The organism is uncultured Altibacter sp. (assembly GCF_963972995.1).
GTDB lineage: Bacteria > Bacteroidota > Bacteroidia > Flavobacteriales > Flavobacteriaceae > Altibacter.
The window spans coordinates 21,354-45,263 of the sequence record NZ_CAXAXI010000015.1; the positions used below are offsets into that span (position 1 = coordinate 21,354).

28 protein-coding genes are annotated in these 23,910 nt (G+C 41.8%); 23 read left to right on the forward strand and 5 right to left on the reverse strand.

The genetic code is table 11. The features are described from left to right. The first annotated feature begins 47 nt into the window (after window positions 1-47). From mutY to rpmA, 7 genes are all read left to right on the forward strand, one after another. Window positions 48-1,115, forward strand: a complete 1,068-nt coding sequence (mutY, locus tag AACZ11_RS07840; RefSeq protein WP_290625135.1) for an A/G-specific adenine glycosylase — start codon at window positions 48-50, stop codon at window positions 1,113-1,115. Between the two features lie 60 nt (window positions 1,116-1,175). Beyond that, complete coding sequence (ssb, locus tag AACZ11_RS07845) at window positions 1,176-1,637, forward strand: single-stranded DNA-binding protein (RefSeq protein WP_290625137.1); 462 nt, start codon at window positions 1,176-1,178, stop codon at window positions 1,635-1,637. Window positions 1,638-1,658: 21 nt separating this feature from the next. Next, window positions 1,659-2,987, forward strand: coding sequence for a gliding motility-associated protein GldE (locus tag AACZ11_RS07850; RefSeq protein WP_290625139.1), 1,329 nt, complete (start codon window positions 1,659-1,661; stop codon window positions 2,985-2,987). Window positions 2,988-2,991: 4 nt separating this feature from the next. Beyond that, on the forward strand, window positions 2,992-3,546 hold the full coding sequence (gene gldD, locus AACZ11_RS07855) for a gliding motility lipoprotein GldD (RefSeq protein ID WP_290625141.1): 555 nt from the start codon (window positions 2,992-2,994) through the stop codon (window positions 3,544-3,546). A gap of 130 nt (window positions 3,547-3,676) precedes the next feature. Continuing rightward, window positions 3,677-4,114: a DUF4199 domain-containing protein gene (locus AACZ11_RS07860; RefSeq protein ID WP_290625143.1), complete on the forward strand. Its 438-nt coding sequence runs from the start codon at window positions 3,677-3,679 to the stop codon at window positions 4,112-4,114. Between the two features lie 154 nt (window positions 4,115-4,268). Next, window positions 4,269-4,982 carry a 50S ribosomal protein L21 gene (rplU, locus tag AACZ11_RS07865; RefSeq protein WP_290625145.1) on the forward strand — a complete coding sequence of 238 codons (714 nt, stop codon included), beginning with the start codon at window positions 4,269-4,271 and terminating at the stop codon, window positions 4,980-4,982. Between the two features lie 60 nt (window positions 4,983-5,042). Continuing rightward, on the forward strand, window positions 5,043-5,306 hold the full coding sequence (rpmA, locus tag AACZ11_RS07870; protein ID WP_290625147.1) for a 50S ribosomal protein L27: 264 nt from the start codon (window positions 5,043-5,045) through the stop codon (window positions 5,304-5,306). A gap of 70 nt (window positions 5,307-5,376) precedes the next feature. On the opposite strand, the gene AACZ11_RS07875 is transcribed toward rpmA, so the two are convergent. Further along, window positions 5,377-6,015 carry a transglutaminase domain-containing protein gene (locus tag AACZ11_RS07875; protein WP_290625149.1) on the reverse strand — a complete coding sequence of 213 codons (639 nt, stop codon included), beginning with the start codon at window positions 6,013-6,015 and terminating at the stop codon, window positions 5,377-5,379. A 168-nt stretch (window positions 6,016-6,183) separates the two neighbouring features. Here AACZ11_RS07875 and AACZ11_RS07880 point away from each other — a divergent pair, with 168 nt between their 5' ends. Continuing rightward, window positions 6,184-6,765: a DUF3332 domain-containing protein gene (locus AACZ11_RS07880; RefSeq protein ID WP_290625151.1), complete on the forward strand. Its 582-nt coding sequence runs from the start codon at window positions 6,184-6,186 to the stop codon at window positions 6,763-6,765. A gap of 95 nt (window positions 6,766-6,860) precedes the next feature. On the opposite strand, the gene ahcY is transcribed toward AACZ11_RS07880, so the two are convergent. Beyond that, complete coding sequence (gene ahcY / locus AACZ11_RS07885) at window positions 6,861-8,177, reverse strand: adenosylhomocysteinase (protein ID WP_290625153.1); 1,317 nt, start codon at window positions 8,175-8,177, stop codon at window positions 6,861-6,863. An 80-nt stretch (window positions 8,178-8,257) separates the two neighbouring features. Here ahcY and AACZ11_RS07890 point away from each other — a divergent pair, with 80 nt between their 5' ends. The 8 genes from AACZ11_RS07890 (at window position 8,258) to AACZ11_RS07925 (ending at window position 15,369) form a co-directional block, all read left to right on the forward strand. Continuing rightward, window positions 8,258-8,902 (forward strand): 4'-phosphopantetheinyl transferase family protein, encoded by a 645-nt coding sequence (locus tag AACZ11_RS07890; protein WP_290625155.1) that lies wholly within the window; start codon window positions 8,258-8,260, stop codon window positions 8,900-8,902. Beyond that, on the forward strand, window positions 8,899-9,597 hold the full coding sequence (locus AACZ11_RS07895; protein WP_290625158.1) for a geranylgeranylglyceryl/heptaprenylglyceryl phosphate synthase: 699 nt from the start codon (window positions 8,899-8,901) through the stop codon (window positions 9,595-9,597). Before AACZ11_RS07890 ends, AACZ11_RS07895 begins: the two co-directional genes overlap by 4 nt. A gap of 13 nt (window positions 9,598-9,610) precedes the next feature. After that, a complete protein-coding gene (locus AACZ11_RS07900) occupies window positions 9,611-9,871 on the forward strand; it encodes a thiamine-binding protein (RefSeq protein ID WP_290625160.1) in 261 nt (86 codons plus the stop codon). Continuing rightward, window positions 9,855-10,487, forward strand: coding sequence for a nicotinamide riboside transporter PnuC (gene pnuC, locus AACZ11_RS07905; RefSeq protein WP_290625180.1), 633 nt, complete (start codon window positions 9,855-9,857; stop codon window positions 10,485-10,487). The genes AACZ11_RS07900 and pnuC overlap by 17 nt, the downstream gene beginning before the upstream one ends. Continuing rightward, the gene (locus tag AACZ11_RS07910; protein WP_290625182.1) at window positions 10,448-11,017 is read left to right on the forward strand and encodes an ATP-binding protein; all 570 of its coding nucleotides are present in this window, start codon (window positions 10,448-10,450) and stop codon (window positions 11,015-11,017) included. The genes pnuC and AACZ11_RS07910 overlap by 40 nt, the downstream gene beginning before the upstream one ends. A gap of 1 nt (window position 11,018) precedes the next feature. Further along, window positions 11,019-12,545 carry a DUF4301 family protein gene (locus AACZ11_RS07915; protein ID WP_290625184.1) on the forward strand — a complete coding sequence of 509 codons (1,527 nt, stop codon included), beginning with the start codon at window positions 11,019-11,021 and terminating at the stop codon, window positions 12,543-12,545. Continuing rightward, window positions 12,545-12,949, forward strand: a complete 405-nt coding sequence (arfB, locus tag AACZ11_RS07920; RefSeq protein WP_290625186.1) for an alternative ribosome rescue aminoacyl-tRNA hydrolase ArfB — start codon at window positions 12,545-12,547, stop codon at window positions 12,947-12,949. The genes AACZ11_RS07915 and arfB overlap by 1 nt, the downstream gene beginning before the upstream one ends. A 242-nt stretch (window positions 12,950-13,191) precedes the next feature. Then, window positions 13,192-15,369 carry a TonB-dependent receptor gene (locus AACZ11_RS07925; protein WP_290625188.1) on the forward strand — a complete coding sequence of 726 codons (2,178 nt, stop codon included), beginning with the start codon at window positions 13,192-13,194 and terminating at the stop codon, window positions 15,367-15,369. Here AACZ11_RS07925 and AACZ11_RS07930 read toward each other — a convergent pair. Continuing rightward, the gene (locus AACZ11_RS07930; RefSeq protein ID WP_290625190.1) at window positions 15,366-15,797 is read right to left on the reverse strand and encodes a hypothetical protein; all 432 of its coding nucleotides are present in this window, start codon (window positions 15,795-15,797) and stop codon (window positions 15,366-15,368) included. The genes AACZ11_RS07925 and AACZ11_RS07930 overlap by 4 nt on opposite strands. Before the next feature lie 186 nt (window positions 15,798-15,983). On the opposite strand from AACZ11_RS07930, the gene greA reads away from it, so the two are divergent. Together greA and AACZ11_RS07940 are read left to right on the forward strand one after the other, a co-directional pair. Further along, window positions 15,984-16,460, forward strand: a complete 477-nt coding sequence (gene greA, locus AACZ11_RS07935) for a transcription elongation factor GreA (protein ID WP_290625192.1) — start codon at window positions 15,984-15,986, stop codon at window positions 16,458-16,460. A gap of 1 nt (window position 16,461) precedes the next feature. After that, window positions 16,462-16,854: an HIT family protein gene (locus tag AACZ11_RS07940; protein ID WP_290625194.1), complete on the forward strand. Its 393-nt coding sequence runs from the start codon at window positions 16,462-16,464 to the stop codon at window positions 16,852-16,854. Here AACZ11_RS07940 and AACZ11_RS07945 read toward each other — a convergent pair. Continuing rightward, the gene (locus AACZ11_RS07945; protein WP_290625195.1) at window positions 16,851-17,192 is read right to left on the reverse strand and encodes a hypothetical protein; all 342 of its coding nucleotides are present in this window, start codon (window positions 17,190-17,192) and stop codon (window positions 16,851-16,853) included. The genes AACZ11_RS07940 and AACZ11_RS07945 overlap by 4 nt on opposite strands. 1 nt (window position 17,193) lies before the next feature. Further along, a complete protein-coding gene (locus AACZ11_RS07950) occupies window positions 17,194-18,354 on the reverse strand; it encodes a HAMP domain-containing sensor histidine kinase (protein WP_290625197.1) in 1,161 nt (386 codons plus the stop codon). 102 nt (window positions 18,355-18,456) lie between these two features. Between AACZ11_RS07950 and AACZ11_RS07955 the strand changes: the two genes are divergently transcribed. From AACZ11_RS07955 to AACZ11_RS07975, 5 genes are all read left to right on the forward strand, one after another. Then, complete coding sequence (locus AACZ11_RS07955; RefSeq protein ID WP_290625199.1) at window positions 18,457-19,287, forward strand: flavin reductase family protein; 831 nt, start codon at window positions 18,457-18,459, stop codon at window positions 19,285-19,287. A gap of 56 nt (window positions 19,288-19,343) precedes the next feature. Beyond that, complete coding sequence (locus tag AACZ11_RS07960; protein ID WP_290625201.1) at window positions 19,344-19,718, forward strand: DUF3127 domain-containing protein; 375 nt, start codon at window positions 19,344-19,346, stop codon at window positions 19,716-19,718. Window positions 19,719-19,792: 74 nt separating this feature from the next. Next, window positions 19,793-21,169: a TIGR00366 family protein gene (locus AACZ11_RS07965; protein WP_290625202.1), complete on the forward strand. Its 1,377-nt coding sequence runs from the start codon at window positions 19,793-19,795 to the stop codon at window positions 21,167-21,169. A gap of 170 nt (window positions 21,170-21,339) precedes the next feature. After that, window positions 21,340-21,981 (forward strand): leucyl/phenylalanyl-tRNA--protein transferase, encoded by a 642-nt coding sequence (gene aat, locus AACZ11_RS07970; RefSeq protein WP_290625204.1) that lies wholly within the window; start codon window positions 21,340-21,342, stop codon window positions 21,979-21,981. Between the two features lie 68 nt (window positions 21,982-22,049). Further along, window positions 22,050-23,792, forward strand: a complete 1,743-nt coding sequence (locus AACZ11_RS07975; protein WP_290625206.1) for an agmatine deiminase family protein — start codon at window positions 22,050-22,052, stop codon at window positions 23,790-23,792. Window positions 23,793-23,910 lie beyond the last annotated feature (118 nt).

A 23,910-nucleotide genomic window follows, 5' to 3' on the forward strand; every position in this document is an offset into this window, starting at 1 on the left:
AACCATAAACCGTTAAATTATAATCAGATAAAGGCTAATTTTGTCAAATGCCAAAAAACGACACTTTTTTTTCTAACAAACTCATAGCGTGGTATTTACAAAATAGAAGAATGCTCCCTTGGCGCGCCACTTCCAATCCGTATTTTATTTGGTTGTCTGAAATTATTCTGCAGCAAACCCGTGTCGCACAAGGACTTCCGTACTATTTAAAATTTATTAAGGCATTTCCTACAATAGAAGCGCTGGCAGAGGCACAGGAGGCTGAAATTTTGAAACTCTGGCAGGGATTGGGGTATTATTCCAGAGCGCGCAATCTTCACGCTGCCGCAAAATACGTTGTAAACGACTTACAGGGAGAATTTCCGAAGTCCTATAAAGAATTATTGCAACTTAAGGGTGTGGGGGATTATACGGCCAGTGCCATTGCTTCTATCTGCTATGGAGAGCCAACGGCGGTTGTGGACGGAAATGTATACAGGGTCCTTTCGCGTATTTTTGGTATCGAAACACCTATAAATTCCACTCAAGGCATTAAGGACTTCAAATTACTTGCGCAGGAGCTATTGGATCCTTCACAACCAGGAACCTATAATCAAGCGATCATGGAGTTTGGCGCACAATATTGCGTGCCCCAAAACCCTTATTGTGCTGGGTGTATCTTCAACGATCATTGTGAAGCTGTTATAAATAATAAGGTATCCATGTTGCCTGTAAAACTGAAGAAGACGGCCATTAAGAAACGATATTTTAATTATTTAGTGGTGCTTTCAGAGGATCGACGCACCCTTCTAAGGCAGCGTACACAAAAGGGAATTTGGCGACAATTGTACGAATTTCCATTAATTGAAAGTGTTTCAGAAGTATCGATGACCCAATTGAAATCTATGGAGGCTTTCAAGGAGTTTTCAGAAGAAATACCTATTGAAGATGTGTATTTGTACAATGATGAACCCATTATACACAAATTGTCACACCAACATTTGTACACAAGTTTTTGGATCGTGGAATGTCTGGAAGCACCGCCCGATGCGATTGCTATCTCGAGCATGGACAACTATGCCATACCTGTACTTCTCGAAAATTTCATTTCTAATTTTTCCGGTATGAAAAACTGAAAAAAGTCCTATATTTAAAACTCATACTATACCTTTGTACGAATCTAAAAAAAGAAGATTATGAGTGGGACATTAAACAAGGTAATGCTAATTGGACATACGGGTGATGACGTAAAAATGCACTATTTTGAAGGTGGCGGGAGTATTGGTAGATTTCCATTGGCAACTAACGAATCCTACACGAATCGAACCACGGGGGAACGGGTGGTCAATACCGAATGGCATAACATTGTAGTGCGGAACAAAGCAGCAGAAATTTGCGAAAAATACCTTAAAAAAGGAGATAAGATTTACGTTGAAGGGAGACTGAAGACGCGAAAATGGCAAGATGATCAAGGAAACGAGCGGTATAGTACTGAAATACAATGCACCGACTTTACCTTTTTAACTCCTAAAGGCGAATCGAATGATTCCGGCTCATCTGCGAATCAGCATTCTCAAAATGTTACCGCAACTTCAAATTCAAAGAACACCCAACAACAAGCTCCTATTGGAGAGGAAGATGACGATCTTCCATTCTAAGTATTAACGAATACCAACACTTTGGATCTAGAGCCTCCTAGTTTATTGTTTCTTCCTTTAGTAAGTGCAGTTCATATTACCAGTATCGTTCTATTGGTGCTGTTGTTGCTTTGTTCTGCCCTTATTTCTGGAGCCGAGGTAGCTTTTTTCTCATTGACCACCAGCGATTTTGAAAGCAATGATAATAAGGCCATTGCCAAGAAGCTGAACATCGTAGAGCGATTGCTCGCGAAGCCAAAGAAATTGTTGGCCACCATCCTCGTGGCAAATAATTCTATTAACATCGCCATCGTGCTCTTATTCGAATCCCTTAGTTCGGTTTGGTTCGAAGGAATCAATTACAAATTGAATCTCTATTATTTTGAGATCGACTCGGTTTTCTTGTTAAAGATAGGTGTGGCCACTTTTCTTATTTTATTGTTTGGTGAAATCCTTCCTAAAGTATACGCCAGCAGGAACAGGATCTCTTTTGCCGTATTGATGGCCTATCCCTTAAATGTATTGGATACCTTGTTTGCTCCGTTGAGTTTGCCAATGCGAGCGGCAACTATCTATATACATGCGAAATTTGGAAAACAAAAATCCAATCTTAGTGTAGACCAATTATCACAGGCGCTGGAACTAACCAGAGAGGAAGACACCACGCATGAGGAACAAAAGATCCTGCAAGGGATCGTCACTTTTGGGAACACAGATACCAAGCAAGTAATGAAACCTAGGATGGAGATCTTTGCGCTAAATGAGGAAGCGCCGTTCAAGGAGATCATGCCGGATATTATTGCCAGGGGTTATTCTCGTATACCCGTTTACAAGGATAGCATCGACAATATAACCGGGATTCTTTATGTAAAGGATCTAATGCCATTTATAGACCGAAAGATCTTAGATTGGACCACCCTAAAACGAGAGGCATACTTTGTTCCTGAAAATAAAAAACTAGACGACCTGCTTAATGAGTTTAAGGACATGAAAATGCACTTGGCGATCGTTGTGGATGAGTATGGCGGGACCAGTGGATTGATATCTCTTGAAGATATTATTGAAGAGATCGTAGGTGAGATAAGTGACGAATTTGACGATGAAGACCTTATTTTCTCGAGACTCGATGATACTACCTTTGTTTTTGAAGGAAAAACGCCTTTGAAAGATTTTTACAGGGTGATCGAATTAGAGGACACCCAACTTTTTGAGGAGGAAAAAGGAGAATCTGAAACGCTCGCCGGTTTCCTGTTGGAGATCTCTAAAGGATTTCCGAAGAAGGATGAGGTAATAACTTTTCACAATTATGCGTTTACCATAGAGGCGTTTGACAACAAACGGATCAAACAAATAAAATTATCCATAAACTAACGGCATGCGCTCCCTTATCGTACTTATAATTATTATAGTCTTTAGTTCTTGTGAAGACGCAGTTGTGGTAAAACCCAACGCTGCACTTCGGCTTGAATATCCCGCGGCTACCTACAGGGATATAGGGATCCCATGCCCTTATTCTTTTGAAATGAATAAGGAAGCATCTCTTGTGCTTAAGAACAATTGCTGGTTGAATCTAGAATATCCCGGGATGAATGCGACCATTTATTTGTCATATCGTGAAGTAAAGAACAACAATCTGGACTCTCTTTTGTATGATGCACAAAAACTTACGTACGATCATACCATCAAAGCCGTAGACATCCCCGAAAAACTATTTGTGAATCCTGACAATGGGGTGTATGGTATGTTGTACTCCATAAATGGCGATGCGGCCACTCAGGCACAGTTCTATGCTACGGACAGTCTCAAACATTTTGTAACAGGTTCGTTGTATTTTAAGACCAAGCCCAATTTCGACTCCATTTATCCGGCAGCGGTATATCTTCGGAATGACATTCGGCATCTCATGGAAACACTTTCGTGGAGTGAGTGATTATTTTAAAATAGCGGTTTTTAGGGTAATACGTAACCGTTATTCCTTCGGAAAAGGTTAATAAAAATTTAATTGACCCGCCATTCTAAAATTTTTTCCCGAAATTTATACCACTTACAAGCATTAAACTATGGGAAAATACTATATAAAATACGGAATTGGAATTGCCATTGCATTAATCGCCTACTTTCTTCTAACGAAGCTTTTGGGGTTACATCAATACCCGATCTTAAGTGCAGCCAATGGTGTTATTTTTGGCGCCGGGATCTTGATGGCCATGAAGGCATACAAGGCTGATAAAGAGAATTTCAAGTACCAAAAAGGATTTCAAATTGGACTATTTGCCGGCGGAATCGCTACAATTCTTTTTGCCGTCTTCATGTCACTGTATATATTTCAGATCGACACCCAATTTGCCGAAGCTATTCTGGATTCTTGGGGTTTGACCTACAATAAAGGAGGTCTTATTGTTATTATCTCTTTAGTGATCATGGGCTTTGCAACCACATTAGTACTAACATTGGCCTTTATGCAATTGCTTAAAGAATCCTGGAACACCAAATCCTAATCACTGCCTTTAATTTTAAAGAAACTGTTTGCGGTTTAATTAATTAGAATTATATTTGCACCCGCCTTTGCGAACACTATTCGCTTTGGTGAGAGAGATGCTTTTCCCGGTTTGGTAAAAGCTTTGTATAACTAATTATATAATCGATTACGCTATGTACGCAATTGTAGAGATAGCAGGGCAGCAAGTAAAAGTTGCGAAAGACCAAAAGGTTTTTGTTAATCGTTTAGCTACCGATGAAGGTGACAAGGTCGAGTTCGACAATGTTCTTTTGGTAGGTGACGGTGACAAAATCACGATTGGCGCCCCGGCTATAGACGGCGCTCTTATTGGAGCAAAAGTCGTTAGACACCTTAAAGGTGACAAAGTTATCGTTTTCAAAAAGAAACGTAGAAAAGGGTATCAGAAGAAAAATGGTCACAGACAATCCCTTTCTGAGATCGTTATTGAAAGCATTGTAGCTTCAGGAGCAAAGAAATCAACAACTTCAAAAGCGAAGGAAGAGAAGAAAGCTGCTCCAAAAAAGGAAGAAACAAAGAAGGCCGCACCGGCAAAAGCCAAAGCGGAACCTAAAAAAGAAACCAAAGCTGCAGCTCCTAAAAAAGCTGAAAAAGCAGACGATCTAAAAAAGATTGAAGGTGTAGGACCAAAAGCTGCTGAAGCAATGGTAAACGCCGGATTGGATACTTTTGCGAAAGTAGCTAAGGCAAAACCTGAAGCGATTGCCGAGATCTTAACCGAAGCAAGCTCACGTTTATCACATTTAGTGACAGACACATGGCCAAAGCAGGCTAAGTTAGCTGCCGAAGGGAAATGGGATGAGCTGGCTGCATTACAAGAAAAATTAGACGGCGGGATCGAGAAATAATCGTTCCGGCTTTTGTATAACACATCCTGTAGCAATACGGGAACATAAAACCGAAAGAAAATGGCTCATAAAAAAGGAGTTGGTAGTTCCAAGAACGGTAGAGAATCAGAATCGAAACGCCTTGGCGTTAAGATCTTTGGTGGTCAAGCTGCTACCGCTGGAAATATCATCGTAAGACAACGCGGAAATACGCACCATCCCGGTGAGAACGTATATGGTGGAAAAGACCACACCTTACACGCCAGAGTGGACGGTGTTGTGAAATTCACCAAAAAGAAGGACAATAAATCCTATGTTTCTGTCATTCCGAATGCAGAAGCATAAGAATTGTATTTCTTAAAGAACAAAAGCCTCAATCCTCGATTGAGGCTTTTCTTTTTTACGCAAAAAATTTTTAGTGTGACGGAAGTGTCTCAAATTCTTTTTTAGAAATGGGATGTCGTAATAAGGTCCATTTTGTGTCTTCGGGGTAGTGTGTATAGATAAAGTCCTTTGGCGGTGTGCGGTACCAAAACGTATCGGGCTCAGAGGAACTTCCGTGACTCTTAGCCCATGTTATATCCAACAAATACCATTGGTCATTTAACTTCACGGCATTCCACGTATGATTCACTTTTTCTCGCTTTGTTTGAGCAGCATACTGTTTGGTGTATCCGTGGATCACTTCAGAAGAAATTCCCACCTGTGCGCATAATTCTTGAAACAGGAAAGCATATCCGCCACACAAGGCTTTTTTGCGCTCCAAGGCATTCTTAATAATACTATTTTCTGAAGTATAGATACGCTGTTGCAGCTTCCTGCTTGCACTAAGTTCATGATCATAGTCGATCGTTCTTACGATCCAGTTAAAGATCGCCCATGCCTTTTCCTCGTGGGTAGTAGCATTTTTGGTAATAGCTCTTGCCAATTGACCTGTCGTAGTACTTCTTTTTTCAAGTTTCAACGATTGGTTCCCTATGGATTGAGCAAGGCTTCCATCGGGGCTCAAAAGAAGATACAAACTAAAAATAATAGACAGATAAATCGACTTCATTGAATGTAAATAACATTTAATTTAATTGATAACGTAGGACTTACATCTTTATTGAGAATGTTTCGGATCTTAACATATCTGTTTGAGATGGTTAATAAAATGTTATAACGAATGGCACGGGTCTCGTTTTTTTGTAATTTGATTCTATAATCTATAAAACCAATAATTATGAGAAAACTTATTATGTGTGGTGCCTTGGCATCGTCAGTGTTATTTTCAAGCTGTTTGGGATCCTTTAGTGCATTCAATAATCTGAAGGACTGGAACAATGACTTAAGTGACAGTAAATTTGTCAATAATCTTGTTTTCTGGGGATTGAACATCATTCCGGTGTACAGTCTCTTTTTTGTGGGAGACGTCCTTATTTTTAATGTCATTGAATTCTGGAGCGGAAGTAACCCCATTGCTATGGCCGATGGTGAATACGAGACACAGATCGTAGAGCACAAGGGTACAAAGCTTGAAATGAAAGCGAGTAAGAACCGTTTCGAGATCGAGATCCTTGATGGAGAGCGTAAAGGAGAACGTGTGGATTTAGTCTATAAGCCTTCAGAAAAATCGTGGAATGCGGTGAAGCAGAATGGTGAATTGATCAAATTATCGTCTGTGGAAGAAGGATTGATCGTATATCACCTTCCAAATGGTGAAAAGATCAAGTTGGATCCAACTACACCACGCGAAGAAGGACTAGCAAAGATCAACAAGGAGGTCTATGATTATAAAGACGGCATGACCGTAGTAGGGAACTAATTACGGTTCCTTCTATAAAAAAACCCTCAACACTGTTGAGGGTTTTTCTTTTTCTAACAGCCTCTGCGTAAATGATTGAGACTGTGCTGTTGCTTTTAGTATCTGTAGTATTCAGGTTTAAACGGCCCTTCTACTTCTACGCCAATATAATCGGCTTGTTCTTTGCGGAGTTCGGTCAATTCCACTCCAATTTTCTCCAAGTGTAATTTCGCTACTTTCTCATCCAAATGCTTCGGAAGCATATACACCTTATTTTCGTAATTATCGCTGTTCTTCCAAAGTTCGATCTGTGCCAACGTTTGATTGGTAAATGAGTTACTCATAACGAAACTCGGGTGACCTGTGGCACAGCCTAAATTTACCAAGCGTCCTTCCGCAAGTAGAATGATATCATTTCCGTCTACGGTATACTTATCTACCTGTGGTTTGATCTCCACTTTTGTGCTTCCGTAGTTCTGCTTCAGCCAAGACACGGCAATTTCATTATCAAAATGGCCAATATTACAGACTATCGTCTTATCCTTCATCGCTTTAAAATGCGTTCCGGTAACAATGTCTTTGTTTCCGGTGGTCGTGATTACGATATCTGCATTACCCACAACAGTTTCAAGACGTTTTACTTCAAATCCGTCCATAGCTGCTTGAAGTGCACAAATGGGGTCGATCTCGGTCACGGTCACAATAGATCCCGCTCCTTTGAAAGAAGCTGCAGTTCCTTTACCTACATCCCCATAGCCACACACTACAACGCGTTTCCCGGCAAGCATTACATCGGTAGCACGACGAATAGCATCTACGGCACTTTCACGACAACCGTATTTATTGTCGAATTTCGATTTGGTAACACTGTCATTCACATTTATAGCAGGCATAGGGAGGGTTCCGTTCTTCATACGCTCGTATAAACGGTGTACTCCGGTGGTCGTTTCTTCCGAAAGTCCTTTAATTCCTGAAGCTAACTCCGGGTATTTGTCAAACACCATATTGGTAAGATCTCCTCCGTCGTCCAATATCATATTTAAAGGCTTACGATCTTCTCCAAAGAACAAGGTTTGTTCGATGCACCAGTCAAATTCCTCATCGGTCATACCTTTCCATGCATACACTGCAGTTCCGGCGGCAGCGATTGCGGCAGCCGCTTGATCCTGAGTTGAAAAGATATTACATGAGCTCCATGTTACCTCGGCACCCAATGCCTGTAAAGTCTCGATAAGAACCGCTGTTTGGATGGTCATATGAAGACAACCGGCGATTCGAGCTCCCTTCAACGGTTGCTCATTCTTATATTCTTCACGTAAGGACATCAAACCGGGCATCTCCGCCTCTGCAAGTTCAATTTCTTTACGGCCCCAATCTGCAAGGGAAATATCTTTTACTTTATACGCCGTGTAAGGCACTGTTTTAGTAGACATATTACTATATTTGAATTTATATTTTATACGTTTCCGAAGGTTTTTCGGACTGCAAAAATACACATTATCCGCAATATATCATGCCACTTTACAAAACTATAACAGTTGATTCCAACACTAAAGTGCTCATTTGGAAGATCGAAGAATCCTTCGAAGAACTTTCCGAAGGAATCACGCTTACAAAACATTGCAGGGAGCGTGTGTACGATATGAAAAGTGATCTGCATCGTCGCGGGTTCATGAGTGTAAGGCATCTGATGGCAGTCGAAGGATATACAGATCATGACCTGTTCTATGATGCCTCGGGCAAACCGCATCTTACCGACAATAAACACATATCCATAACGCACTCATTTATCTTTTCGGCTATTATAATTAGTACTGCTGAAGTAGGCATCGATATCGAGAAACAGCGTGCCAAGATCCTGAAGATCGCCCATAAATTCACACCTATCGAAGAATACAGGACCCTGGCCAATGAGGATGCCATCATGCGCAAATTAACCATGGTGTGGGGCGCCAAGGAGTCACTTTATAAGAGTTTTGCCCGTCCCGGAGTGAGCTTTCTGCAACACATTTATGTAGAGGATTTTCACTTAGAGGATCTCTATTCTACGGCCAACGTGCGGTTTGAGGACAAAGAAGAGCGCTATCGCGTATGGTTCTTGGAATTTGAAGGTTTCACCATGGCGTATGCCTTACTTGCTGAAGAGAACAAACCATGAGTCATAAGCATTATCAAGCGTTACTCACCTGTATTGCTGACGGTCAAAAATGTTTGGCCGTGCTCGTGGATCCGGACAAATTCCATCCGGAACAAGCATCCGCTTTTCTGAATAGTCTTCCCGAAACAGTTACACATATCTTCGTTGGAGGTAGCAGTGTCACCAACGGACACACCGAAGCAACCGCACAGGCGCTGAAACAATACAGTGATCTGCCGCTCTTCCTGTTCCCGGGAGATCATTCGCAAATAACCCCAACTGCCGATGCCTTGTTGTTCCTGTCCTTGCTTTCAGGACGCAATGCGGAATATTTGGTTGGACAACAGGTGAAGTCGATCGCTCGATTAAAAGCTTCCAATTTAGAGATCATTTCAACGGGCTATATTTTATTGGATGGTGGCACCCAATCGGCAGTAGCACGAGTTACTGACACGGTACCCCTTCCGCAGAAGAATATTGAAACTATTGTGCATACAGCGCTGGCCGGAGCCTATATGGGAGCGAAACTAATCTATCTTGAGGCAGGAAGCGGCGCTAAAATACCTGTTTCACCGGACATAATTACCGCTGTAAAAGCGGCGCTTGATATTCCTCTTCTTGTGGGAGGCGGGATTCGAACCGAAGCACAGAAACAAGAGGCTTATCGTGCCGGAGCCGACCTTGTTGTGATGGGCACCGCATTTGAAACAAATTGATACATTGAATACTATGAACATTTCAGTAGAACTTACGCTTACACCTTTACAGGACGATTTTGAACCAGCCATTATTCAGTTTATTAAGAGATTACGCGAATCTGGATTGACCGTATTGGAAAATCCGTTAAGCACACAAGTCTATGGAGATTATGACACCGTGATGAAGGTACTTCACAAAGAAATCAAAACCGCTTTGGAAGCAGTAGAGCGCGGCTTGCTTTATATTAAAATCGTAAAATCCGACCGCAGCGACTATGAGCCCCATTTTTGAGTTCCTTTTTGATCAATATTCAGCATACGCACGCCTAGACATTGCACTCGAGATCGTTGCAGTGGTCTTTGGATTCCTTTCGGTATGGTTTTCAAAAGAGAATAAGATATGGGTCTTTCCTACGGGAATGATAAGTACTGCCATCTTTGTCTACTTGCTTTTTAAATGGAGCTTGTTGGGAGATATGATGATCAATGCGTATTACTTTATAATGAGTATTTACGGTTGGATCATTTGGACCCGAAAGATCGATCCGGTCCACGTAACGCCTATCTCCGTAACCACTTCAGCAGAAAAAAAATACAGCGTCCTTATTTTTGCTGCGACCTTGGTTTTTGTCTATTTTGTATACGTTGCATTTGATAAGTGGAATCATTGGACGGCATATGTGGACACAGTGACTACGGCAATTTTTTTTGTGGGGATGTGGCTCATGGCCAAACGAAAGATCGAGAACTGGATCTATTGGATTGTGGGAGATATTATTTCGGTGCCGCTGTATTTCTATAAGGGATTTACTTTTACCAGTATTCAGTACCTTATCTTTACCGTTGTTGCGATCTTCGGTTATTTAGCATGGAAAAAACACTTGAACAAAAACCTTCAGACTGTCTAAAAATAGTGTTGTATGGCCCCGAATCGACGGGCAAGACCACACTTGCCAGACAATTGGCAACCCATTTCAGTACCCGTTGGGTACCCGAATACATGCGTACCTATCTCGAAAAAAAGTGGGAACAGGAGCAGGAGAAGATTACTAAAGACGACTTGTTGCCTATTGCTAAAGGGCAGATGACTTCTGAGAACGAGGCTGCAAAAGAAGCAGGTAAGTTGCTCTTCTGTGACACTAATTTGTTGGAAATCAAGGTGTATTCTGAATATTACTACAATGGATTTTGTCCTTCGCTCATAAAAGAATTTGCCCTAAAGAACAACTATCAGCATTACTTTCTCACCTATATCGATACCCCATGGATTTCCGATAATTTGCGGGACAGACCCCATGACAGGTCAACTCTATTTCGTATTTTTGAAACCGAACTTCAACACCAAGGTCTCCCCTATACAATTTTAAGAGGTTCTAACAACCAGCGTTTGAAAAGTGCTATTGAACAAATTAAAAAACTACTGAAGGAAACGACTTAGCATGCTTACAAATAAAGACCTACAGCAAATAAAGGACCACGGACTTACTGTGGATGCTGTAGTGAAACAACTAGAAACCTTTGTAAGGGGAATTCCTCCTGTTCGTATTGTCACGGCTGCTTCCAAAGGCAATGGTATAGAGGTTATACCGGAAAGCGTCCAAGAAAAATTGATAGCACGGTACGAAACCGAAAAGGAAGTATTAGAGATCGTGAAGTTTGTACCCGCATCGGGTGCGGCAACACGTATGTTTCAGTTTTTACACGAATTTTTAGACACCTACGATCCCAAGAACCAAAAGCTCAATACCTATTTAAAGGAAGGAGAACGTAAGGAGTTGGCTACGTTCTTAAATGCCCTCAAGGACTTCGCGTTTGTGAACGATGTTAGAAAGGTAATACGCAATAATTACCCGGATTATAAACATTGCAAAAAGGGACAACGTTGTTACTATTTTGTGAAGGCCATGCTGGAAGCGGAAGGACTCAATTTTGGGAATCTTCCCAAAGGATTGATCCCGTTCCATAAGTATTCGAAATACGCCACCACGGCTTTTGAAGAACAACTCTTCGAGAGCGCCTATTATGCTTCGGCAAAGGACGATGCCTACCTGCACTTTACCTTCAGTGAAGCACATGTGAATTACTTTAAAGAGGAATTCAACAACGTTCAAAAGCGCGTTAGCAAAAAGACCAAAACGCAGTTCCATATATCGTATTCGTTTCAGAAAAGAGAAACCGATACCATTGCTGTTACCGAAGAGAACAAACCTTTTAGAGATGATAAAGGTAATTTAATACTTCGGCCTTCGGGTCATGGAGCCTTGTTGCAAAACTTAAATGAAGTTAATGCCGATTTGGTCTTTATTAAGAACATAGATAACGTGGTCGCCGAGGAGTATGTCGAGCAGATCGCTTACTACAAAAAAGTATTGGCCGGAAAACTGTTGTGGCTGCAACAAAAGATCTTTGATTATTTGGAGTATTTTGAGAAGGAAAACGGCGAAGAATCCATGAAAGAGGTGAACTCCTTTCTTTGGAACGAGTTAAGTATCAAGGATCTTCCAAAGACCATACAGGAGCTTAGATACATTTTAAACAGACCTTTGCGGGTATGCGGTGTGGTGCGTAATACCGGAGCTCCCGGTGGCGGGCCGTTTTGGGTGAAAAGTGAAACCGGAAACACAACCCTACAGATCGTAGAAATGGCACAGATCGATCAAAATGACCCGCGACAAAAAGCCATTGTGAACGAAGCAACCCATTTTAATCCGGTGGATATTGTATGTGGATTGAAGAATTACAGAGGTGAGAAGTTTGATCTTGCTAAATTCACAGACCCGAAAGCAGGATTTATCGTTTCCAAGTCACAGCATGGAAAGTTGCTGAAAGCACTCGAATTACCGGGATTGTGGAACGGCGGTATGGCGCAATGGAATACAGCTTTTGTGGAAGTTCCTTTGTCCACCTTTAATCCGGTGAAAACTGTAAATGACCTGCTTCAAAAGGAGCACAGACCTAATGCCTAATGGACTCCGACAAACTTATTAAAGAGTGTGTTTTTAAGGCGGTACGCAGTAGCGGGCCCGGAGGGCAGCACGTTAATAAAACAGCTTCGAAGGTTGAGGTCACTTTTAATATAATTGCTTCGGAAGCATTGACGTCCTTAGAAAAAGAACGCCTTCAGAAGAAGTTAGATTCGAGAATCACTTCAGAAGGAGCCATCCAATTGCAATGCGCAGAAACCCGGAGTCAGCATAAGAACAAAGCCCTCGTAATAGAAAGGCTTATTGCACTTCTGAAGGAGCATCTAAAGGTTGTAAAGCCTCGCAAGAAGACAAAACCTTCTAAGAGTGCCATGGAGCGCAGAATAAAGACTAAAAAGCAACAGGCGCTAAAAAAGTCCAATAGGAAGCCTCCTAAATTAGAGTAAAACCCTATCTTTGCATCACATCTCAAAGGGGTGCCGATTTTACGTCCGTTCCGGAATAAAAAAAGCTGAGATTATACCCAATGAACCTGGGCAGATAATGCTGCCAAGGGAATAAGACACCAAGTGTCTGCATGATACCCCTATTAGATCATTATAGTTCTAATAGGTTTTTTTATGCGATACGATAATCAATAATAACCAATAGAATAACGCCCCTTTTATTCGTACAAATCTATTTACGAATGAAGAATTCTGCCTTTTTTTTAAGCTTTTTAATTATTTCCACTTCACTGTTGGCCCAGGAAGTAATTAGCGATACCACAAAAGTAGAACCACTGGAAGAAGTATTGGTTCGGGCGGTTCGTGTAAAAGCCGATTCGCCCATTACACACTCCAATATCGAAAAGGAGGGGCTGGAGCCTCGAAATCTGGGACAGGATATTCCTTATATGCTTAATTATTTACCTTCGGTGGTCACGACCAGTGATGCCGGAGCAGGAGTTGGCTATACGTACATTAGAGTACGAGGTAGTGATGCTTCCCGCATTAATGTCACGCTTAACGGCATCCCGTTTAATGATGCCGAAAGTCAAGGTACTTTCTTTGTGAACCTACCTGATTTCACCTCCTCTGTACAAAGTTTACAGTTACAACGAGGGGTAGGAACTTCTACGAATGGTTCCGGTGCATTTGGAGCGAGTCTAAATGTGTTGACTGATGCTGTTTCTGAAACGGCCTTTGGTGAGATCGCCAATTCTTTTGGATCCTTCAATACCCGAAAACACACTGTAAAGTTCAGTACTGGAACACTCAACGACCACTTCGAGATCGCAGGGCGTCTTTCAACAATCAAATCGGACGGGTATATAGACCGTGCTCGATCTGACCTTAAATCCTACTTTCTTCAGGCTGCTTTTACAGACCACAACACCCTTATTAAGGCCATTACCTTTGGAGGTCGCGAAGAGACTTATCAAGCCTGGTACGGTATTGACGCTGAAACATTAGAAAATGATCGTACGTATAATCCGGCAGGAATGTATACCGATAGCGATGGAACCATCCGATTCTATGACAATGAAGTAGACAATTATGCTCAGGATCATTTCCAAGTACTCTGGAACCAGCGCTTCAATAATCAATGGAGCAGTAATGTGGCGGTCAATTATACCTACGGAAGAGGTTACTTTGAACAATACAAAGAAGATGAGGATTTTGCCTTTTACGATTTTGAACCCATTGCGGTAGGCGGTGATACTATTGCTTCGACCGACCTTATTCGTCGTCGTTGGCTGGATAATGACTTCTATGCTGTTAATGCCAACGTCAATTATAAGGATGCCGCTTGGGACATAAGCACCGGGGCATTCTTTAGTTTGTATGACGGGGATCATTTCGGGGAAGTGATCTGGGCGCGGTATGCCAGTGAAAGTGAGATTCGGGATCGGTATTATTTTGGAGAAGGAGATAAAAATGAGTTTACTGTTTTTTCGAAAGCGACTTGGCGAATAAATGAGGCATGGAGCGTATTTGGGGATCTCCAAGGAAGATTTCTTAGGTACACTACTTCAGGGTTAACTTCAGAAAGAATTCCCTTAGAGATAGATGAGACCTATTCGTTTTTTAATCCGAAGGCCGGTGTTTCTCTGAAACTTTCAGAAGAACAGCAGCTATATGCCTCCTACGGAAGAGCCCATCGAGAACCCAGACGAAGTGATTTTGAACAAGGCATCTTCACAGCCGAAAAGCTAGACGACATCGAATTAGGATGGCGGTATGGAACAGAAAAAGTGGTGATCAATAGCAATCTGTTTTATATGGACTATAAAGATCAATTGGTACTTACCGGTGCCTTGGACGACGTAGGAGCACCCATTAGAGCGACCAGCGGAAAAAGTTACCGACTTGGATTAGAGGTGGATGCTTCGATAACTCTTTCTGAAACACTGAGGTTACAACCCAATGTGGCGATTAGCACCAACAAGAATGTGGATTTTGTAACCTCCTTAAACGGAGAACTGGTGAACCTTGGCGATACAGAAATATCGTTTAGTCCGTCACTAATAGCAGCAAACCGAATGGCATATAAGCCCATGGAATCGTTGGAGCTTGCCCTGCTTTCAAAATATGTGGGAGAGCAATTCATGGGCAATACAGAAAGTCCGGTCTCTAAGCTGGATGCGTATTTCGTAAACGACCTAAACATAACCTATACCCTTACACAACTGCCTTGGGTACGCGAGGTTCTTTTTTCGGCATTATTGAACAATATTTTCAATACTGAATATGTATCGAATGGGTATTACTTTACCTTTGACGATGACTTTTCAGTTCCGGGAACAGTGACAACAGTAGAAGGAGCAGGCTATTATCCGCAAGCAAGGTTCAACTTTTTGGTGGGGGCTACGGTGAAATTCTAGTTTGAGATCAATATATTATTTCCGGAACGCTGGGCCAAATATTGTTGCATGGGATAAAGATTCTCGTTGCTTTGGTGTTGTCCCGTGACAATATCGTAGCTATTATCGTCTGCACATTGGCAGGTAGCGATAATCCCTTCTAAAGTCATTCGTGAACAAGAATTGGGAGTGTGATTAGGATCGCTTAGGTCGAAGGCGGTATACAGCTCATTGTTAACATTATACACCACGATCCCTTTAACCCCTTGTTGATTGATCACTACGCTATTTCCCGGAAATCGCAACGGATTGTATTCGGGAAGATTTAGGTTGAGATTCAGGTTCACTAAAGGATCGATGAGATAAGGGTTGTCGTCATCAACACCTTCATCTTTTTTGCAAGAGGTGAAAATGAGTAGAAAACTTGCAATAAAAAGTAAGGATCTCATAGCTTAAAAATTGTGGGTACGAAGGTACAATAAAACGGCGAAAATTAAATTTTTAGTATATTTGTAGAACCAATCCCGTCTTGTATGGGATTTTTTTAATTCCCTATCCTGACTGATGTCGAAAAGCTTTAAAGCGGAAGGAATAGTATTGTAATTCGAGATTGGTGCTATACAAACGATGAAGTTATGAGTAAAGTATCTTATTATACTGCCGAAGGATTAAAAAAACTACGAGACGAACTGGATCAGCTTCGTGATGTAGAACGCCCCAAAGCGTCGCAGGCCATTGCCGAAGCGCGTGATAAAGGAGACCTAAGTGAGAACGCCGAATACGATGCCGCAAAAGAAGCGCAAGGAATGCTTGAGATGCGTATTTCAAAGTTGGAAGAAACGGTGGCCAATGCCCGTTTAATCGATGAATCCCAGCTGGATACCAGTAAGGTTTTGGTGCATTCTAAGGTAAAGATAAAGAACCAGAACAACGGCATGGAGATGCAATACAAATTGGTGGCCCAAAGTGAGGCAGATCTCAAGAGCGGAAAGATCTCTGTAGATTCTCCTATTGGAAAAGGTTTGCTGGGAAAAAAAGTGGGTGAAGTGGCCGAGATCCAAGTTCCAAATGGTGTAATGAAGTTTGAGATTCTGGAAATTTCAAGAGACTAAGATGGCAACGATATTCACAAAAATTATCGAAGGCGAAATTCCTGCTTACAAAGTGGCAGAGGATGATAATTTTATTGCCTTTCTCGATATCAACCCGAATGCACCGGGACATACCCTATGTGTTCCTAAGGAGGAAGTAAATAAGATTTTCGATCTGGGAGAGCACATGTACTTACAACTCATGCAATTTTCACGAAAAGTAGCCATCGCGCTTGAAAAGTCGGTTTCTTGCAAACGGGTAGGAATGGCGGTCATAGGTCTTGAGGTTCCTCACGTACATGTACATCTTATTCCAATCAACGAAATGAAGGATATGACCTTTGGGCATAAAGTCTCCATGACCCCTGAAGAGTTTGAAGCTTTGGCAGAAAAAATTAATAACAACCTTGCTTAGCGGATAAGAAAGTAGACCACAGCAGCTACGAGTACTATTCCAACCAATAGAAAGATATACGCCAGCGACGTGAGATGAGTCCCTGTAGTATGGGGAACCACCAACTTTTGGTGATATTCATATACCCGTTCAATATCATCATTCCAACGAACGGGGTAGACATTGGTGTTGCAGGTGTGACAAAACAGGGATTCTGTAATCGTTTTATCTGCTTTATGATACCATTTTGTTTCGGTAATCTCTTGGCTGAATGTAAATTCCAGACCATTCGTGGCGAAGCATTCAGGGCAATTGTTTGCGATCTTAGCCGTATGTAGTACGTGTGTAGTCTTCTTCATATTAGGAATACAAGCGTAATGAGATTTCCATGGTGGTCCCTACGCCGGGGGTACTTTTTAGAACGCGTATTCGTCCGTTATGGTATTCTTCAATAATACGTTTTACCAAAGAGAGACCCAATCCCCAACCCCTTTTTTTGGTTGTAAAACCGGGTTGGAAGATCTTGGAGTAATGTTTTTTCGGAATTCCTTTGCCGGTGTCACTTACCCGAACTAACGCATATTTCGATCCGCTTTCAATAGTGATGTGAATTGTCCCTTTCCCTTTCATGGCATCGATCGCATTCTTTACAAGATTTTCAATGGTCCAGCTAAACAACTGTGGATTCAATTGCACCCATACCGGTTCATCCAATACTTCCAATTCAAAATGGATTAGTTTAGAGCTTCGTCTTTTTAAATAGTCGAACGAAGTACGGGTTTCGGCTACCAGATCCTTCCGCTCTAATTTCGGGATGGAACCTATTTTAGAGAATCGTTCGGTAATGGTTCGAAGTCGGTCGATATCTTTCTCGATTTCCACTACATAGTCCGGATTCACTTGCTCCGATTTCAAGATCTCGGTCCAACCTACTAAGGATGAAAGCGGGGTTCCGATTTGGTGTGCTGTTTCTTTCGCCATTCCGGCCCAAAGTTTATTTTGCTCTGCAGATCGTGAAGTTTGGTAGAAGAAGTATACCGCCACGAAAAACAGAACGATGATAAGAATAAGAACAGCAGGATAGTATTTTAATTTATTGATGAGGGGAGAGTTGCCGTAATAGATGGTTTGTAGTAGTTCTCCTTTATAAGTTACTTCTAAGGGCTTATATTCGGAAGCAAATTGCTCGGTCAGTTTTTTGCGGTGTGCCCTAAGCTTGGCCGAGTCCATGTCCTTTTCAACAATATTTCGAACATTGTAAGAGTCTTCTCTATGTGTATATACGATCATGGGAGTAGTCGAATTGCTTTGTACTACTTCCAATACAATCTTATTGATCTCACCGCTGCCCAAGTCACTGGTCTGAAGCTCTTCTTGCGCCGAAGCCCAAATCTGCATCTTTCCGCGTTCGCTTTCTTTTAACTGATTAAAAAAGGCATAGGTATTCCAAAGGATGAGCGTGATGATAAAGACAGAGACAAGAATAAAAAACCAACGAGTAAAGGCAGTTGTATTTAGCATAGAGCGTATGTGCTATTAAGTTTTAAATATAAAGCAAATATGTTAATATTATTGTGTGATCAAATTTTTACAAGCTAGTTACTTTGGGTACATTTGCAGGCAATGATATCTATTAATCCACAAGACATTAGCACCGGGAGCTTGCACGGGTATTTGCTGGGTGCGGTGGCACCTCGACCTATTTGTTTTGCGAGTACCGTGGACCAGGAAGGAAATGTAAATCTTTCACCTTACAGTTTTTTTAATGTCTTTAGCGCGAATCCGCCGATACTGATTTTCTCTCCTGCACGTCGTGTGCGGGACAATACCACCAAACATACATTGGAAAATGTACTGGAAACCAGAGAAGTGGTCATCAACATCGTTTCGTATGAGATGGTGCAACAAATGTCCTTATCATCTACAGAGTATCCCAAGGGGGTGAACGAATTTATAAAAGCAGGTTTTTCTGAACTACCTTCGGAAGTGGTTAAAGCACCTCGTGTCGCTGAAGCACCTGTACAAATGGAGTGCAACGTACTGGATGTGGTAGCCTTGGGAACGGATGGCGGAGCCGGGAATCTTGTGATTTGTCAAGTAGTGAAACTGCACATCAAAGAAGAGATTCTCGATGAGGGTGGAAAGATCGATCCTAGAAAGATCGACACCGTAGCGCGCTTGGGCGGTAATTGGTACAGCAGGGCAAAGGAAGGTCTTTTTGAGGTTCCGAAGCCGCTTACTACTATGGGCATAGGCGTGGATGCCTTGCCTCTGGCCATTCGGAACAGTACGATATTAACTGGAAATGACTTGGGAATGTTAGCCAATGTGGAATCCTTGCCGGAAGGAGCGGAACGTTTCGTGAATACTTCGGAAGAAGTACACAGAAAAGCACAAACATTCTTGTGCAACGGAGCTATTTCTGAAGCCTGGGAGGTTTTGGTATCGCAATAGTAATGATTCAGATTAAAAAAGTAATATAAGTAACTAGTAATATAAAGTAAAGCATCATGGAAGTACAAGGAAAGATTAAAATGATAGATGATACAAAAACCTATGGAAACAATGGGTTTAGAAAGCGAGAGCTAGTGATCACCACCGAAGAACAATATCCACAACACATCATGATCGAATTTGTTCAAGACAAGACCGATCTTTTAAATAATTTTCAAGTAGGGCAAAACGTAAAAGTGAGTATTAATCTTAGAGGTAGGGAATGGACCAACCCTCAAGGGGAGGTAAAATACTTCAATTCCATTCAAGGATGGCGTGTTGAGGCAATGGACGGAGCAGCCGGAAGCAATATGCCACCGATGCCTCCGGTAGATGCCTTTGAGCCGGCCAACGAACTCAATGAAGAAGATCACGACGATCTGCCCTTTTAAATAGTACAAAATTTAACATATGCATCCCGCCTTTTGGCGGGTTCTTTTTATAATTCCGTAATGTTTTTGCAGGAATGAAACTCACTAGATTCATAGAAGTCCTTTTTAGCAAGTTTTTGCCTTCTCCGTTTTCTATTGCCATCCTGTTAACAGTTGTAACCATGCTATTGGCTTTCTTCTTTACGGAAGCACCTGCGAGTGAATCTCACGCCCTTGCTATCCTATCTTATTGGGAAGCCGGAATCTGGAACGAATCGTTGTTGGTTTTTGCATATCAAATGTTGCTCATTTTGGTTTTAGGGCACATACTTGTCCTTAGTAAACCAATGAATTTCCTTATCGCGGCACTTACAGACAGGGTGAATAGTACGTCCTCTGCGGTAGTCTTAGTGTGTGTGGCCACCATGTTAGTGTCTTTTTTTAACTGGGGTCTGGGCCTGATCTTTGGAGCTATCATGGCACGAAAAGTGGCAGAAGCAGCGCAAATAAGGGGGTTTCAGATCAATTATCCTTTGGTTGGCGCTTCAGGCTATGTGGGTTTGATGATCTGGCACGGGGGGATGAGCGGTTCGGCTCCCTTAAAGGTCGCCGAAAGTGGACATCTCGCCAGTCTTATGAACGGGGTTGGCGACGCAGCATTTATAAGTGTTTTGCCGGACTCCATTTCTTTTAGTGAAACTATTTTTAGCAGTTCCAATTTACTGTTGTTCGGGGTCCTTCTGTTTATACTGCCCGGATTTCTCTATCTTATAGGGAAACGGGTAAGAACACATGCTACCAATCTCCCAATTTATTCTGAAACCATACATAATATCCAAGAGATCGATGCTTCCAACCGTATCGACAGGTCCAAATATGTTGGCGTTGCATTTGGATTGCTAGTGCTCATGGCCTTAGGTTATCAATATTACTCTCAAATAATCTCTTTTGCGATCACCCCAAACCTTCTTAATTTTTTTATGTTTGGACTCGCATTGATAATGCATGGCAGTATTTCGAATTTTCTGAATGCTCTTGAAGAGGCTATACGCGGGGCGTCTGGTATCTTGATCCAATTTCCCTTGTATTTTGGTATCATGGGAATTATGCGGGAAAGCGGTATGGTCATTGAAATAGCCGACTTCTTTGTTTCTATCGCTACTAGTACAACATTGCCTATTTTTACGTTTTTTAGTGCCGGATTGGTCAATATATTTGTACCAAGTGGGGGAGGACAGTGGGCCGTTCAAGGGCCCATTGTAATTGAATCTGCGTTGCGACTTGGTGTGCCTTTACCAAAGGCCATTATGGCATTAGCTTATGGAGATCAAATCACCAACATGTTACAGCCGTTTTGGGCCTTACCATTATTGGGCATCACCAAGTTAAAGGCAAGGGAAATCCTTCCATTCACGTTATTATTAATGATTGTTGGGTGTGTTGTGTTTCTTCTGGGGCTATGGTTGCTGTAAAAAGAAAAACCTCGCAGTTGCGAGGTTAGTCAAGTGGCTTAGATTCCCTTTTTGATTTTTATAACAATGATGAACAAATTTTGGATCAAAAAAGTGCCCCAAGATTCAATTTTTTTTATTGAATTCAAACCAATATGACACTTTTAACACATTTTTCAGTACCATAGATCATGTATCTTTTAAATGAATCCTTGTCCTTTCCCAGCGTAACGGAATCCACAGAAGATGGATTGCTTGCCATGGGAGGCGATTTGAGCACAGCGCGGTTACTTTTGGCGTATCGATCGGGCATCTTTCCTTGGTATGAAGACGGAAGTCCTATATTATGGTGGAGTCCGGATCCAAGAATGGTGCTATTTCCAAACGACCTAAGGGTTTCAAAAAGTCTTCGGAAAGTATTAAAACGTAAAAAATTCAGCATTACTTATAATATTGCTTTTAACGAGGTGATCAAACAATGTGCTGTTGTGAAACGAAAAGCGCAGCATGATACATGGATCACTTCAGAAATGATAATGGCCTACACCCGGTTACATGAATTGGGTCATGCTGTTTCTGTTGAAGTTTGGTATGAAGGAGTATTGGTTGGAGGGTTGTATGGCATTGACCTCCCCGAATTTGGTGTGTTTTGCGGAGAAAGTATGTTTAGTTTGGTTTCTGAAGCGTCCAAAGTTGCTTTTTTTCATTTAGTGGAACATTTAAAGACAAAGAACTATAAATTAATTGATTGTCAAGTCTACACACAACATTTAGCACGATTGGGAGCTGTAGAGATGCCGAGAGCCCACTTTTTAGCCTATCTCAACTGTTAAGGTATCAATGTTTTGAGGATTACATTCAGAAAAAAAGTATATTCGTACCCCATAAAATTATAATTCTAATGAAAAATTTATACCCTACATTACTGCTATTCTTCGTATTAGCATTTGCATTACCGCAGTTGCAAGCGCAGGAGAAAGCGATGCTTCCTAAAGGACTTACAGAAAACGAAAAAGGGATTATTTCTCAATTTGAGTTTTCACAGTCTCAAAAGACGCCACCGCCTACCGGTCCTGTGCGCACCATGGCCGAATGGGAGGAGGTAGAATATTTGCTAATCACGTGGCAGCCAGGGTTTCAGAATATTTTACGGCAGATTGTAGCTGTAGGGGTCAATGAATGTAAAGTGGTCATTACCACACAAAATCAGGCTTCAGTAGCTTCCTTTCTTACGGCTGGAGGCATCGATCTTACCAATGTGATCTTTATGAACGAAGATTGGGATAGTATTTGGATTCGTGACTATGCAGGAAATACGATCTATTCTAATGATGTGGGAGAAAGAGCACTTACCGATTGGATCTATAACCGTCCGCGTCCCAACGATAATGTCATGCCTTTAGCGCATGCTAGTTTGGTGGGATTGCCCATCTATGTAACCGATTCGGGAACGAATGACTTGGTCAATACCGGTGGAAACTTCATGTCTGACGGACTGGGGAATGCCTTTGCTTCAGAATTGATTCTTGAAGAGAATGAAGCCGGTAACCCTTATGGTGTTTCGGCTAAGACGGAAGCTCAGATCGATGCGATCATGGAAGATTATATGGGGATACAGCGCTATGTGAAGATGGAAACGCTTCCTTACGATGGGATTCATCATATCGATATGCATATGAAGTTGTTGGATGAAGAGACGTTATTGGTAAGTGAGTATCCTGAGGGGGTGGCAGACGGACCGCAAATTGAACAGAACATCGAATACGTCTTGAATAATTTTCAATCGGCCTTTGGAACTCCGTATGATGTTAAATGGATTCCTGCGCCTCCCAGTACAGGGGGAAATTACCCGGACAACGGAGGGTACTACCGTACTTTTACCAATGCCGTCTTTGTCAATAAATCGATCATTATTCCCACATATCGCGCCGAAGTGGATGGTCCGGCACTTGCCTATTGGCAGGAATTGATGCCCGGATATAACATTGTGGGGATTGATGTGGATAATCCCGGAGAGAATCTTATTTCTCAATTAGGTGCTATTCATTGTATCACCCACACCATTGGTGTTGAGAATCCGCTTTGGATCGTACATCAACCCATCGATGAGGCAAATCAGAACAGCACTGTAAGTATCGATGCCATGATTAAGCATGCGTCTGGGATTTCCAATGCCAAGGTTTTTTGGAGAGAGGAAGGAAGTTCTTCTTATAACGAAGTCCCTATGAGTTTGGTAAGTGCAGATAACTGGACTGCAAACCTAAGCGTTGGCAGTACCGCGATTGAATATTACATTTTTGCTGAAGCCAATTCCGGAAAGACAATGACACGCCCTATGGTAGCGCCTCAGGGATATTGGACTATGGATGTAGGGCTTTTATCAGTGTCAGAATGGGCTTACAACAACATCTCAGCGCCGTTTCCAAATCCTACCAGAGAGGCTGCCTCTTTCAATTTGAACAATATTCCGGGAGCTATAGAAATAACCATTCATAACATATTAGGGCAACGGTTGTATGAGACCACTATCGATCATGGCAACGGAACCATTTCATTGGATCTCAATGCAGCATGGAAAGGTACGCTGTTTGTCACATTCAAAGGAGAATTTGGAAGCGTGACGAAAAAGGTGATTAAACTGTAATAGTAAAGCAATAGATTATGGAAAAGCACTACAATAATTTGTAGTGCTTTTTGTTTTTTAAGGCAGCAATAGAAGCGAAAGGATGCTTTTTATCGATTTTATTTGCGAAACTGTAAAA

Coding starts and splice junctions, on each gene's coding strand:
- AACZ11_RS07930 (WP_290625190.1), bottom strand. CDS start 15,797: ATGAGATCCTTACTTTTTATTGCAAGTTTTCTACTCATTTTCACCTCT.
- pnuC (WP_290625180.1), top strand. CDS start 9,855: ATGAGCCCCATTTTTGAGTTCCTTTTTGATCAATATTCAGCATACGCA.
- gldD (WP_290625141.1), top strand. CDS start 2,992: ATGCGCTCCCTTATCGTACTTATAATTATTATAGTCTTTAGTTCTTGT.
- AACZ11_RS07900 (WP_290625160.1), top strand. CDS start 9,611: ATGAACATTTCAGTAGAACTTACGCTTACACCTTTACAGGACGATTTT.
- AACZ11_RS07945 (WP_290625195.1), bottom strand. CDS start 17,192: ATGAAGAAGACTACACACGTACTACATACGGCTAAGATCGCAAACAAT.
- rplU (WP_290625145.1), top strand. CDS start 4,269: ATGTACGCAATTGTAGAGATAGCAGGGCAGCAAGTAAAAGTTGCGAAA.
- AACZ11_RS07880 (WP_290625151.1), top strand. CDS start 6,184: ATGAGAAAACTTATTATGTGTGGTGCCTTGGCATCGTCAGTGTTATTT.
- mutY (WP_290625135.1), top strand. CDS start 48: ATGCCAAAAAACGACACTTTTTTTTCTAACAAACTCATAGCGTGGTAT.
- arfB (WP_290625186.1), top strand. CDS start 12,545: ATGGACTCCGACAAACTTATTAAAGAGTGTGTTTTTAAGGCGGTACGC.
- ssb (WP_290625137.1), top strand. CDS start 1,176: ATGAGTGGGACATTAAACAAGGTAATGCTAATTGGACATACGGGTGAT.
- ahcY (WP_290625153.1), bottom strand. CDS start 8,177: ATGTCTACTAAAACAGTGCCTTACACGGCGTATAAAGTAAAAGATATT.
- AACZ11_RS07895 (WP_290625158.1), top strand. CDS start 8,899: ATGAGTCATAAGCATTATCAAGCGTTACTCACCTGTATTGCTGACGGT.
- AACZ11_RS07910 (WP_290625182.1), top strand. CDS start 10,448: ATGGAAAAAACACTTGAACAAAAACCTTCAGACTGTCTAAAAATAGTG.
- AACZ11_RS07915 (WP_290625184.1), top strand. CDS start 11,019: ATGCTTACAAATAAAGACCTACAGCAAATAAAGGACCACGGACTTACT.
- rpmA (WP_290625147.1), top strand. CDS start 5,043: ATGGCTCATAAAAAAGGAGTTGGTAGTTCCAAGAACGGTAGAGAATCA.
- AACZ11_RS07975 (WP_290625206.1), top strand. CDS start 22,050: ATGAAAAATTTATACCCTACATTACTGCTATTCTTCGTATTAGCATTT.
- AACZ11_RS07950 (WP_290625197.1), bottom strand. CDS start 18,354: ATGCTAAATACAACTGCCTTTACTCGTTGGTTTTTTATTCTTGTCTCT.
- AACZ11_RS07955 (WP_290625199.1), top strand. CDS start 18,457: ATGATATCTATTAATCCACAAGACATTAGCACCGGGAGCTTGCACGGG.
- AACZ11_RS07960 (WP_290625201.1), top strand. CDS start 19,344: ATGGAAGTACAAGGAAAGATTAAAATGATAGATGATACAAAAACCTAT.
- aat (WP_290625204.1), top strand. CDS start 21,340: ATGTATCTTTTAAATGAATCCTTGTCCTTTCCCAGCGTAACGGAATCC.
- AACZ11_RS07875 (WP_290625149.1), bottom strand. CDS start 6,015: ATGAAGTCGATTTATCTGTCTATTATTTTTAGTTTGTATCTTCTTTTG.
- AACZ11_RS07925 (WP_290625188.1), top strand. CDS start 13,192: ATGAAGAATTCTGCCTTTTTTTTAAGCTTTTTAATTATTTCCACTTCA.
- AACZ11_RS07940 (WP_290625194.1), top strand. CDS start 16,462: ATGGCAACGATATTCACAAAAATTATCGAAGGCGAAATTCCTGCTTAC.
- greA (WP_290625192.1), top strand. CDS start 15,984: ATGAGTAAAGTATCTTATTATACTGCCGAAGGATTAAAAAAACTACGA.
- AACZ11_RS07860 (WP_290625143.1), top strand. CDS start 3,677: ATGGGAAAATACTATATAAAATACGGAATTGGAATTGCCATTGCATTA.
- AACZ11_RS07965 (WP_290625202.1), top strand. CDS start 19,793: ATGAAACTCACTAGATTCATAGAAGTCCTTTTTAGCAAGTTTTTGCCT.
- AACZ11_RS07890 (WP_290625155.1), top strand. CDS start 8,258: ATGCCACTTTACAAAACTATAACAGTTGATTCCAACACTAAAGTGCTC.